Below are 13,631 nucleotides of genomic sequence, written 5' to 3'. Positions count from 1 at the left end.
AAAACTCAAAGATATGATACTCATTGCAGATAGTGGTTCTACAAAAACCGACTGGTGCATCGTTTTCAACGACACCCCAATCAAACGAATGGGAACGAAGGGAATTAATCCCTTCTTCCAATCAGAAGAAGAAATTCAACAAGAGCTGACACATTCCCTTCTGCCACAACTACCGGAAGGAACGATCAACTCCGTCTTTTTTTATGGTGCAGGCTGCACTCCCGAAAAGGCTCCCGTCCTCCGGCGGGCCATCGCCGACAGCCTGCCTGTCATCGGAAATATCAAAGCCAACTCGGATATGCTTGCCGCTGCCCGCGGACTATGCGGACATGAAGCAGGGATTGCCTGCATCCTCGGCACAGGTTCCAATTCCTGTTTCTACAACGGTGAAGAGATTGTCAACAACATCTCCCCTCTTGGATTCATTCTGGGAGATGAAGGAAGCGGCGCAGTCCTAGGAAAACTATTGGTAGGCGATGTACTGAAAAACCAGCTTCCACCCACCATCAAAGAAGCTTTCTTAAAACAGTTCGACCTGACGGCCCCCGAAATCATCGACCGCGTTTACCGCCAACCCTTTCCGAACCGTTTTCTGGCTAGTCTCTCCCCTTTCCTTGCACAGCACTTGGAAGAACCGGCTATCCGTTCACTAGTACTCAACAGCTTTATCGCTTTTCTCCGCAGAAACGTGATGCAATATGATTATAAGCAATATCCGGTACATTTTATTGGTTCCGTAGCTCACTGTTACAAGGAGATTTTGCAGGAGGCTGCGCAAACAACAGGTATTCAGATCGGTAAGATTCTTCAAAGTCCGATGGAAGGGCTGATTCAATACCATCAACAATAATTCTTTTACCTATTGTAATTTATAACCAGTAATTATAAAAATGCAGATAACCGAACAACCGTCACTTTACGATCATCTGGAAAAGAAATCTGTGCGAGAGATATTAGAAGATATCAACCAGGAAGATCAGAAAGTAGCATTAGCCGTACAAAAGGCTATTCCACAAATTGAAGAACTTGTCAATCAGATTGTACCCCGCATGAAACAAGGCGGACGCATCTTTTATATGGGGGCCGGCACAAGCGGTCGCCTGGGAGTATTGGATGCTTCCGAAATTCCTCCTACTTTCGGAATGTCTCCCAACTGGATTATCGGATTGATTGCAGGAGGCGATACAGCCTTGCGCAATCCGGTAGAAGGAGCCGAAGATGATAAAAATCGAGGTTGGGAAGAACTCGTCGAACACCAGATCAACGAAAAAGACACCGTTATCGGCATTGCCGCTTCCGGCACTACCCCGTACGTAATCGGTGCTTTACGGGAAGCCCGTAAACACGGTGTCCTGACAGGTTGTATCACCAGTAATCCCGATTCTCCAATGACAGCAGAAGCGGATGTCGCCATCGAAATGATTGTAGGGCCGGAATATGTGACAGGCAGTTCCCGGATGAAATCAGGCACCGGACAGAAAATGATTCTGAATATGATTAGTACGTCGGTGATGATTCAACTTGGACGGGTGAAAGGAAATAAGATGGTAAATATGCAGCTTAGTAATCATAAACTGGTAGAAAGAGGCACCAGGATGATTATGGAGGAACTAGGATTAAATCATGACCATGCACAAAAATTGTTACTGTTACATGGTTCGGTTAAGAATGCAATTGACGCTTACCGATATTCTCAAGATCATTAAAATCTCTACTTACTCTTGTTTAACCAACTTATATTATACGCATCACATACCAATCTTATTAATACGGAATATGACACATTAACCATCATTATTCATCCGACAGCCTCATAGATACAATACAAAAAGATTTTGAAACAAAATCAAAAACATTTATTGAACAAACCGGTTTGTTCACACTTCTTCATTTTATCTCCGAAGAAAAAACTTCAAGAAAAAGCAAATTGGTATCAACAGTATAAATAATTGAAACATACCCAAAGCCCGTTCTTATCAATACCAACTATCTTTGCATCGTGTCACAGTACAGACAAAAAATAAACCATTTTTGGAATTTAAGACACAAAGAAGATAATTTCATTAAATATAGTATTTATGAAGAAGGATATTTGCATCATTTTGAGCCTGCTGTTATATACTTTTCAATTACCAATTATCTACAAAGTAGAATATCCGGTTACAGTGAAACGTAAGATCAATGATTAACAACAAATTATTAAATATTGAAACCATGAAAAGATTATTTCTATTCTTCTACCTCTCTGTTGTGAGTATAGCAGCATTTGCCGCTGAACAATTCGTAGTATTCACACCGACCGATAATCATTTTCCGTTGATATCCCAAGGAGTTCCTTGTCCGATATATGTAGATTCTTCCGAAGACAAAGGAGTGATGATAGCTGTCGGCAATCTTCAACAAGATATACTGCAAGTATGCGGAACGAAGCCTGTGCTCTTAACAAACGTAAGTTCGAAACACTGTGTCATTGTAGGTACCTATAGTACTCCTTTTGTAAAAAAACTGATAGCTGCAAACAAAATAGATAAAAAAGAGCTGGAAGGGAAAAACGAGAAATATATCCTGCAAGTTGTCACTAATCCCTGTGAAGGAGTAGATGAAGCAGTGGTTATCATCGGCAGCGACAGACGCGGTACGATCTATGGTATCTATGAACTGTCTGAACAAATGGGGGTATCTCCTTGGTATTGGTGGGCAGACGTCCCTATCCGAAAGCAACAGAATGTATATGTAAAGCCGGGACAGTATACAGACGGAGAACCTGCGGTGACCTACCGCGGTATCTTCCTGAATGATGAAGCGCCCTGTCTGACCGGTTGGGTAAAACAAACCTACGGCACAAACTACGGTGACCACCGTTTTTATACACAAGTTTACGAACTGATATTACGCCTGAAAGGTAATTTTCTTTGGCCTGCCATGTGGAGTTGGGCTTTCTATGCAGACGACCCGGAGAATAGTAAGACTGCTGATGAAATGGGAATCATCATCGGTACATCCCACCACGAACCAATGGCACGCAACCATCAGGAGTGGTCACGCAAGCGCAAAGAATATGGTGCATGGGATTATACAACTAACAAAAAAGTGATCGATCAGTTTTTCCGTGAAGGTATCGAACGGATGCAGGACACAGAAGATATCGTAACCATCGGTATGCGCGGAGACGGTGACGCAGCCATGAGCGAAAACACCAACGTGAAACTGCTGGAAGACATAGTAAAGAACCAACGCAGAATCATTGAAAAGGTGACTAAACGACCTGCCAAAGCAACCCCGCAAGTCTGGGCACTATACAAAGAAGTACTGGATTACTATGATAAAGGTATGCGTGTACCCGATGACGTTATCATGCTATTATGTGATGACAACTGGGGAAATGTATGCCGCCTGCCAAATGCCAAGGAACGTAAGCATCCGGGCGGTTGGGGCATGTATTACCATGTAGACTACGTAGGTGCTCCGAGAAACTCCAAATGGCTGAACGTAACCCCTATACAAAATATGTGGGAGCAACTTCAACTCACATACGATTACGGAGTAGAAAAGCTGTGGATACTGAATGTAGGTGATTTAAAACCAATGGAATATCCGATCACGCTCTTCATGGATATGGCATGGAATCCCAAACAATTCAACGTCTCCAACTTGCTGGACCATCCCCGTCGTTTCTGCGCACAGCAGTTTGGCGAAAATCAAGCGGATGAAGCTATGCGAATCTTAAACCTGTACAGCAAATATAACGGTCGCGTAACGGGAGAAATGCTCGACCGGAATACTTATAACCTGGAGACCGGCGAATGGAAACAAGTATCTGATGAATATCTGAAACTGGAAGCGGAAGCTTTGAGACAATACATATCATTGAAACCGGAATATAAAGATGCCTACAAGCAATTAATCCTCTTCCCTGTTCAAGCCATGGCAAACCTGTACGAGATGTATTATGCACAAGCCATGAACCATAAATTGTACAAAGAAAACAATCCGCAAGCTAACGAATGGGCAGATAAAGTGGAACAGGCTTTTGCACGGGATAAAGCATTGAGTGACGATTATAACAATGTTATGTCCGGCGGTAAATGGAAGAACATGATGATTCAGAAACATATCGGTTATACCTCATGGAATGATAATTTCCCCGCTGATACACTACCACAAACCTATCGAATCGAAAATCCGGAAAAGGCTGTCGGTGGATACGTCTTCACCGGACAAGACGGATATGTAGCTATGGAGGCCGAACACTATTACAGCACTAAAGCAGCACCAAGTACGGAATGGACAGTGATCCCCTACATGGGACGAACCCTTAGCGGCATGGCTCTGATGCCTTATACCCAACCGACCGACGGAGCTTCTATCTCCTACAAAATAAAATTGCCTAAAGGAGTCGACAAAGTGACTGTTCACGTGATAGTGAAATCCACTCTTGCTTTCCACGACCGGAAAGGACATGAGTACAGTATCGGATTCGAAGGGGCGAAGGAACAGACTATCAATTTCAATCAGAATTTGAATGAACTTCCCGAAAATGTGTATAGCATATACTATCCGACAGTTGCAAGACGTATCGTCGAGAAAAAAGTCAAACTGAATGTACCGAATACATCAGACGGCATGCAGACACTAATTTTCAAACCTCTTGATCCGGGCATCGTGCTGGAAAAGTTGGTTGTAGACTACGGAGGCTATAAGAAATCTTATCTGTTTATGAATGAATCGAAAAGCAAGAGAGATAATAGATAAAAAGATCCATGTAGAGACAAGTCAATTACTACACACTGATTGTATTTACATATAAATTTTGCAGTTCTTATTGTCAGCCGTCATTTCTATTCATTAGATAAATGATTTTCAATCCATTAGATGCTGACAATAAGCCCTGACAATAGGCTGACAATAACATTTTATAAGTTTTATTGTCAGCCTATTATTTTATGATTTTGCTCTCCCATATCTCCTATCCAGCTTTACTTACTTTTCAAGAAAAGCCTCCATTAAACATCCGTCATACAACCGGCATACTTATATCATTCAATAACTATTGTTCGATCAGGATACCGGTATACTTAATTCTTCACGGCCGTGGTAGCTTCTTCCCACAGCCGTGAAGAGTTCCTACCACGGCCGTGGGAAGATCTTGTCACGGCCGTGGGAAATTAATGATACCGGTACTTTAATGGAACGATACCGGCATCCCAACGCAACTATACCAGCTTCTCTTTTTATACCTCCCACTTAATCAGCCTGCAAATAAGCTATATGACAAGAGGGCAAGGCTGATAATAAATCAAAAAGAAACCGGCAGTTATTATTTTATCATTTGGAACATACAACATATATATTAGTAACATAAATATGGAAAGAAGTTACTTCCAAGGTAGATTTCAGAAACAGTTTTTTGCCTTTTGTATTGGTAAATGAGCTACCTTTGCTACAAATCCATACAATATGAACAGAAACACTTTTTTTGTATTATTCCTATTAATAAGCAACCTTGTTTCAGGACAGGACCTGAAACTGTGGTATAGTCAACCTGCACAAAATTGGTCGGAAGCTCTCCCTATTGGCAACTCCCGTCTTGGAGCCATGGTATATGGCGGAATCGAACGCGAAGAACTACAACTCAACGAAGAAACATTTTGGGCAGGTTCTCCATACAATAATAATAACCCGAATGCCGTACATGTGCTACCGATTGTACGCAAACTGATTTTTGAAGGGAGAAACAAGGAAGCGCAAAGACTCATTGACGCCAACTTCTTAACCCAGCAACACGGAATGAGCTATCTGACATTAGGTAGTCTTTACCTGGAATTTCCGGAACACCAAAACGCATCCGGCTTTTACCGCGATCTGAATCTGGAGAATGCAACGACAACTACCCGTTATCAAGTGGATGACGTCACTTATACCCGCACCACTTTTGCTTCATTTACTGATAATGTCATTATTATGCATATCAAAGCAAGTAAAGCAAACGCACTGAACTTTACTATTGCATATAACTGCCCTCTAGTACATAAGGTGAATGTTCAGAATGATCAGCTGACCGTCACCTGTCAAGGGAAGGAGCAGGAAGGTTTGAAAGCCGCACTACGGGCAGAATGTCAAATCCAGGTAAAAACGAATGGCACTCTCCGCCCGGCAGGAAATACGCTCCAAATTAATGAAGGAACAGAAGCCACCCTTTATATATCGGCAGCAACCAACTACGTAAACTACCAGGATGTCAGCGCCGATGAATCCCGACGGACCAGCGAATATCTGAAAAGAGCAATGCAAATACCTTACGAAAAAGCTCTCAAAAGCCATATCGCTTATTATAAAAAACAATTTGACCGTGTACGCCTTACATTACCGACAGGCAAAACTTCCCAACTGGAGACTCCCAAACGAATTGAAAACTTCGGAAATGGGGAAGACATGGCAATGGCAGCTCTACTTTTCCATTATGGACGTTATTTACTGATTTCTTCTTCGCAACCGGGTGGACAACCGGCTAATCTGCAAGGAATATGGAATAACAGCACACATGCACCTTGGGATAGTAAATACACCATCAACATTAATACAGAAATGAACTATTGGCCGGCAGAAGTCACTAATTTAAGTGAAACACATAGTCCGCTATTCTCTATGTTGAAAGATTTATCCGTCACAGGAGCAGAAACAGCCCGAACCATGTATGATTGTAGGGGATGGATGGCGCATCATAATACTGATTTATGGCGAATTTGCGGAGTTGTAGACTTTGCTGCAGCCGGCATGTGGCCTAGTGGGGGAGCCTGGTTAGCACAACATATCTGGCAACATTACCTCTTTACAGGAAATAAAGAGTTCCTGAAAGAGTACTATCCCATCCTGAAAGGAACAGCGCAGTTCTACATGGATTTCTTGGTAGAACATCCAGTGTATAAATGGTTGGTAGTGTCGCCTTCTGTGTCGCCGGAACACGGACCTATCACGGCCGGTTGCACCATGGACAATCAGATTGCTTTCGATGCGCTGTATAATACCTTATTGGCTTCATACATCGCAGGCGAAGCCCCCTCTTTCCAAGATTCTCTCAAACAAACACTAGAGAAGTTGCCACCTATGCAAATAGGAAAACATAACCAACTACAAGAATGGCTGGAAGATGTTGACAATCCCAAGGACGAGCACCGTCATATTTCACATTTGTACGGGCTATATCCGAGTAATCAAATTTCTCCATACTCGAATCCCGAGTTATTCCAGGCAGCAAGAAACACATTGCTTCAACGCGGTGATAAGGCTACCGGTTGGAGTATCGGCTGGAAAGTCAATTTCTGGGCACGTATGCTGGATGGAAACCATGCCTTCCAAATTATCAAAAATATGATTCAACTATTGCCCAACGATCACTTGGCTAAAGAATATCCGAACGGGCGTACCTATCCCAATATGCTGGATGCCCATCCGCCTTTCCAGATTGACGGTAATTTCGGTTATACAGCCGGAGTAGCGGAAATGTTGCTCCAAAGTCATGACGGTGCCGTACATTTATTGCCAGCATTGCCTGATGCATGGGAAGAAGGAAGTGTGAAGGGGCTGGTGGCACGTGGAAACTTTACTGTCGATATGGAGTGGAAAAACAATGTGTTAAATAAAGCGATCATTCGATCGAATATAGGCGGTACGCTCCGCATCCGGTCTTATGTCCCACTGAAAGAGAAAGGCTTAAAACAAGTAAACGGGAAAGAGTGCTCAAATAGATTATTCGCCACTACTCCTATCAAGCAACCTCTTATAGCCAAAGGGGTAAGTGCGCAATCTCCCAAACTGCAGAAAGTTTATGAATATGACATCGAAACAAAGCCGGGTAAAACCTATATTGTAAATACAATCGAAGGAAAACAATAATACAGAAGAAGGGATAAATCTTTTCTCATGTTACATTATTTACACACGATGTTACAACATCCGATTGTACTCCCAGAACCTAATGAAAATATTCATCTTTTATTAGGTTATATTTAGGTTTTTAGTTTTCTTTGTACAACAAACAACGATCTATAACTATGAAAAATGTATTCACTTTTCTATTATTATTGTTTTCTTTGTTATGCAACGGGCAATCTCCTAAGTTATTCACTACTGACAAAGAACTCTCCAGTAGTCTGATTAATCAAATATATCAAGACCGGAACGGTTTCATTTGGATTGCAACAGAAGATGGTCTGAACCGTTATGACGGTGCTAAATTTACCAGATACAAACATGAGCCCAATAACGAACATTCGTTAGCCCACAATTTTGTTCGTACTGTTTTTGAAGACAGTAAAGGTCATTTGCTTATCGGCACATATATAGGAATTCAAATGTATGATCCGGCCACGGACAATTTTACTCCACTTGCCAAATTGGAAGATACCGGAGAAACGCTTGAAAGCAACATTAATTCTTTCATCGAGCGAAAAAACGGAGAGATATGGGTATCTGGAAATGTGTTGTGCAAGCTGGACATCAAAGACCATCTGTTGACTGTCCGGAAAGTCGATATTGCAGTCACTTCACCCGGAAGCCTGTTTGAAGATAAAAAACAAAATGTATGGATGGCAAAAGGGGAAGAAGGAGTATATCAACTCACTCCCGACAATCAGCTTACGTTACACTTGTCTAAAGACAACGGATACGTCAAAAGTATATGTGAGGATCAACGAGGCAACATTTATGTAGGAAGTATACGAAAAGGACTATTCATTTACGATAAAGAACGTAAAACCTTTGTTCCGGTCGATTTGAAAGAGAAAGGAGAACTTCCTGTTTGCTTCCTTTATTCCGGTATACCCAATGAATTGTATATCGGCACTGACGGCAAGGGAGTAGCCATTTATAATATCCGAACACACGAAATCTCCGAATACAAGTTTGACAATAATTATTTCGATTCGGGGAACTCGAAAATACACTCCATCCTAAAGGACAATTCGGGTAACTTATGGTTAGCAGTTTACCAGAAAGGAGTTATATTAATTCCAGCCCGCACCAACAGCTTTAAATATATCGGACATAAATCAACAGATAAAAATTGCATAGGCTCCTGTTGCATTACTTCGTTCTGCAAAGATAATAACGGGACTCTATGGGTAGGAACGGATAATGACGGTATTTATGCCCTTACAGAAAAATTGGAGCCGGCAAAACATTTCTCACACACCACCCATCCTCATTCAGTACCCTCAACTGTTATTAAATTGTATGAAGACTCCGAACACAATATGTGGATTGGTTCATTTATCAACGGTATGGGAAAGCTGAACAAACAGACAGGATTATGCGATTACCAGTACAAACTGGTAGATAAGAACAACAACTATATACAACGTGTATATGATTTCGCAGAAGATAAAAACAAGCGTCTCTGGATTGCGACAATGGGATTCGGTTTGTTCTACTATGACCTGAAAACGAAAGAATTTACATCCGTACAATCTCAGACATCTCTAATCAACGAATGGATAGGTTGCCTACACTATTCCGATGATAATAAACTGTATGTCGGAACTTATGACGGCGTCAACTGTATAGACCTTGACAGTCCTGATTTTCAAAGTCATAAGATACTCTCACAAAATGTTATTTATTCAATCTTTGAAGATGCCGACGGAGTTGTCTGGTTGGGCAGTTCCGAAGGATTATCCGGTTGGAATAAAAATACGAAAGAACTAACCACTTATACTACTGCAGACGGATTGCCCAGTAATACAATATATGCCATACAAGGAGATGGAAAAGATTTTCTTTGGATAAGCACCAATGCCGGAATTTCCCAATTCCAAAAGAAAAACAACAAATTTATCAATTATTATGTCAGCGACGGATTACAGGGAAATGAGTTCTACAAGAATGCCTCCTTCAAAGATAAACAAGGTATTATCTGGTTTGGCGGAATGAATGGTATCACCTATTTCAATCCGCAAGACATTATCAATCCGGCAAAAACATGGAATATCCGGATTACCGACTTTTTCCTGCATAACAATCCGGTTAGAAAAGGAATGAAATCCGGTATTCACAATATTATCAACTGCCCTGTATTCAACGCAAAAGAGTTTTATCTATCCCATAAAGACAATGTGTTCAGTATCGAGTTTGCCACTCTGGAATTAAATGCCCCCGAACATATCAACTACCTTTATTCTATCAACGATGAAAAATGGATTAGTTTGCCCAAAGGTGTAAACCGTATCTCATTCAGCAATCTGAAACCCGGTACCTATAACTTTAAAATCAGAGCAAAAGACAACACTGTGTATTCAAATATAAAAGAAATTACCATCTTTATATCTCCTGCATGGTATGCTTCATGGTGGGCCAAAGTTATCTACTCCTTATTATTACTGACCATTATATTTATCATTATTCTTCAGATCAGACATCGGTACAGAATGCACCAGGAAATGCTGCAACATATCCATGCCGAACAAATCAATGAAGCAAAATTGCAGTTCTTTATCAACATCTCTCATGAAATACGCACTCCGATGTCTCTAATCATCAGCCCTCTACAGAAACTGATTAAGAATGAGGAGAACAATGAACGCCTGAAAATATATCATATTATCTACAGAAATGCGGAACGTATTCTGAATCTTGTCAATCAACTAATGGATATTCGGAAAATTGATAAAGGACAAATGTTCCTGATGTTCCGGGAGACCAATATTATTCCTTTTATAGAAGATTTATGTACAACTTTCGGTCAACAGGCAAATACAAAAAATATCCAACTACAACTTCACAGTACGCTCCGGGAACTGAATGTATGGGTAGACACAGGTAATTTTGATAAGATTATCCTGAATATTCTGTCTAATGCCTTCAAGTTTACTCCTGAAAAAGGAAACATAGATATTACCATCCGTACGGGAGAAGATAATACACTGCCCGATCCCTTGAAACAATATGCCGAAATAATTATCGCGGATACCGGAACAGGCATCGATGAAGAGGAAAAAGAACATATCTTCGAACGTTTCTATCAGATCCGTAACAGCCAACAGAATCCGAAAGGCGGAACAGGAATAGGATTACATCTTACTCGTTCATTAGTGGAATTACATCATGGAATTATCTATGTAGAAAATAATAAAGAACAACCGGGTTGCCGTTTTATTATCCGATTACCGTTGGGTAACAAGCATCTACGACCTGAAGAAGTTGACAACAATGAGCAAAAGGTAACAGTAGCCGTACCAACTGTTCCTGTCATCTCTCCCATTATAGAAAATGAGGAAGAAAAGAAAGTCAGGGTAAAAACTAAATATCGCGTATTAGTTGTAGAAGACGACGAAGAAATCCGAAATTATATAGCGAAGGAGTTTGGGGACAAATTTCATATCATGGAAAGCCGTAATGGTAAAGAAGCATTAGAGCAAATATTTAAAAAGACTCCGGATTTAGTCATTAGTGACATCATGATGCCCGAAATGGACGGACTTACCTTATGCCGGAAGATCAAGCAGAATGTAAATCTCAACCATATCCCAGTCATTTTGCTTACTGCGAAAACGAGGGAAGAAGACAACCTGGAAGGTCTGAATACAGGAGCCGACGCCTATATCATGAAGCCATTCAATATCGAAATTCTGCAAAAGACGGTAGAAAATCTGATTAATACACGGCAGCAGTTACGCAAAGTATTTACAGGCCAGCAAAATCTGGAAAACAAGGTTCAGAAACTGGAAGTGAAATCACCCGATGAGAAATTGATGGAACGTATTATGAAAGTGATCAATGAAAACATCAGTAACCCTAACTTGACAATAGAGACAATCACCACCGAGGTAGGTATCAGCCGCGTACATCTTCACAGGAAACTCAAAGAGCTCACCAACCAGACAACCCGTGACTTTATACGTAATATACGTTTAAAAGAAGCCGCTCGTCTATTGTCCGAAAAACAGCATACCATATCCGAAATAGCCATGTTAACAGGATTCACTGATCCTAATAATTTCTCGACAACATTCAAAGAATTGTATGGAATGCCGCCTTCAATGTATATGAAAGAGCAGTTGGGGAAGAAAGAATAATCTTCAAGAATTATAGTTACCTATATTATTCCGACTATTCTTTTCCTTTTTCCGTCAAGTGATATTTCTGTTTAGGGTGTTTGGGATTTTCCGGATACAATGGTGCAACCAGACCAGCTTCTATTGCCGGATTAAGGTAATTGTTCAAGAAGTTCTCTCGGTCTTTCAATTGCATTAATCCCATCAGTTCCTTTACAGAAAACATATCTTCACCAATCAACTCGACAAGAGTCTTTACTTGTCGGGTGCTTGTCGGGTACTTGTCGGGTGCTTGTCGGATGCTTGTCGGATGCTTATTGGTGTTCTCTTCTTCATATCTGAACACCACCCATACAAAACTTCCATCAGTATGAAATTCCGGTTCAGGAATACCGACACGACGACATTCACTCATCATGAGTCCAATACCCCGTCCCCAGCTTTCCAAAATCTCACTTTTATACAATACATTAGCAATAAGCGGATTTTGAGGTTTGGAATGATGTTCTTTTAACAAATTCTCCAATGTCACATCAGCAGGAAAAGTTCCTGTATTTTCAATCTCTACTCGATCATCATAGATAGCGATTCCGACCGAACTACCCGGATGGCCGTATGCTCTATGACAAAAAGCATTAATACAACTCTCTCTCAATGCCTTATAAGGAATACTTAATTCTTCTTCCCGATAAAGCCCTTCGATTTTGCCAGAAATAGAAAGATGTTTGAAGAAGAAAGCCATAGCGGCATCCAGTAGCTTATAAATATTACCTTGTACGCGCTGATTGTCAATGAACTCTTCTTTACCTGTTCCTTTGAAGCGAGCCAACCTCAACAGACATTGTGGATAGTCATAAAATTTATTTCCAAAAAGCACGACGGCGGCATTATTCAACTTCCCGTCATACAGTAAGTTGAACTTTTCGAGGATAGCAGGAATTTCTTCACGTATAGTAGCTTCAGGCAAGCGCCCGCTCCGAATGCCGGCTCTTACTGCACCCATTATGGCGTTTTCATCAAGATTTTCGATTTTCAGGTTCACGTTGGTCATCGCTTCCCAACAATAAGCACCGCCACGCTGCATCAACAATTGATTGTACATTTCCTGCGGCATAGCAGTAGTTACGCTTTCTATGCGTTGATATGCCCGGCTTTTATATGTAAAAGGGCGTAAATAAGACAGTTCTTCAGCCTTGAGAGCCACGACGAATTTATCGGTATTGAGAACAGAAACATAAGAAATTTCAATAGGCGCTGTCGGTTCAATCCGCCGGATAGCTTCAACTATGTCGCGCTTGGTTTTGTCGCTTATATCTTGTCCTTTGATTCTACCGCTATCACTTACACCGAATAGCACAGTCCCTCCTCGTGCATTAAGGAATGCGCAGAGAGTCTCCATACCACGTTCTAATTGACCGGTCGTTTCCTTAAATTCCAATACAGCACTTTCCGCCGTTTGCGTTATTTTTATAATATCATCATGTGTCATAAATCAATATGAATACCGAAAAGTGTATTCATATACAAAAGTACATAAATAAACGAAAGACCATGATGAATCTTTCGTTTATTCACAAAGCTTGA

At 41.1% G+C, this 13,631-nt stretch carries 6 protein-coding genes; 5 read left to right on the top strand and 1 reads right to left on the bottom strand.

The window, feature by feature from the left end:
- Nucleotides 1-13 precede the first annotated feature (13 nt).
- The 5 genes from HMPREF9009_RS06225 (at nucleotide 14) to HMPREF9009_RS06205 (ending at nucleotide 12,068) form a co-directional block, all read left to right on the top strand.
- Entirely contained in the window at nucleotides 14-850 is an 837-nt protein-coding gene (locus HMPREF9009_RS06225; protein ID WP_049701729.1) for an ATPase, read from the top strand.
- A gap of 40 nt (nucleotides 851-890) precedes the next feature.
- A complete protein-coding gene (gene murQ, locus HMPREF9009_RS06220) occupies nucleotides 891-1,706 on the top strand; it encodes an N-acetylmuramic acid 6-phosphate etherase (RefSeq protein ID WP_049701728.1) in 816 nt (271 codons plus the stop codon).
- 508 nt (nucleotides 1,707-2,214) lie between these two features.
- Nucleotides 2,215-4,752 (top strand): glycosyl hydrolase 115 family protein, encoded by a 2,538-nt coding sequence (locus HMPREF9009_RS06215; protein ID WP_049702279.1) that lies wholly within the window; start codon nucleotides 2,215-2,217, stop codon nucleotides 4,750-4,752.
- 705 nt (nucleotides 4,753-5,457) lie between these two features.
- Complete coding sequence (locus tag HMPREF9009_RS06210) at nucleotides 5,458-7,893, top strand: glycoside hydrolase family 95 protein (RefSeq protein ID WP_049701727.1); 2,436 nt, start codon at nucleotides 5,458-5,460, stop codon at nucleotides 7,891-7,893.
- 158 nt (nucleotides 7,894-8,051) lie between these two features.
- A complete protein-coding gene (locus HMPREF9009_RS06205; RefSeq protein WP_049701726.1) occupies nucleotides 8,052-12,068 on the top strand; it encodes a hybrid sensor histidine kinase/response regulator transcription factor in 4,017 nt (1,338 codons plus the stop codon).
- Between the two features lie 34 nt (nucleotides 12,069-12,102).
- Here the strand turns inward: HMPREF9009_RS06205 and HMPREF9009_RS06200 are convergent, their stop codons facing one another.
- Nucleotides 12,103-13,536 carry an ATP-binding protein gene (locus HMPREF9009_RS06200; RefSeq protein WP_049701725.1) on the bottom strand — a complete coding sequence of 478 codons (1,434 nt, stop codon included), beginning with the start codon at nucleotides 13,534-13,536 and terminating at the stop codon, nucleotides 12,103-12,105.
- Nucleotides 13,537-13,631: the final 95 nt, after the last annotated feature.

The organism is Bacteroides sp. 3_1_13 (assembly GCF_001185845.1).
Lineage (GTDB): Bacteria > Bacteroidota > Bacteroidia > Bacteroidales > Bacteroidaceae > Bacteroides > Bacteroides xylanisolvens.
Note: the sequence above shows the minus strand (reverse complement) of the source record. Positions and strands in the feature narration are given on the sequence as shown.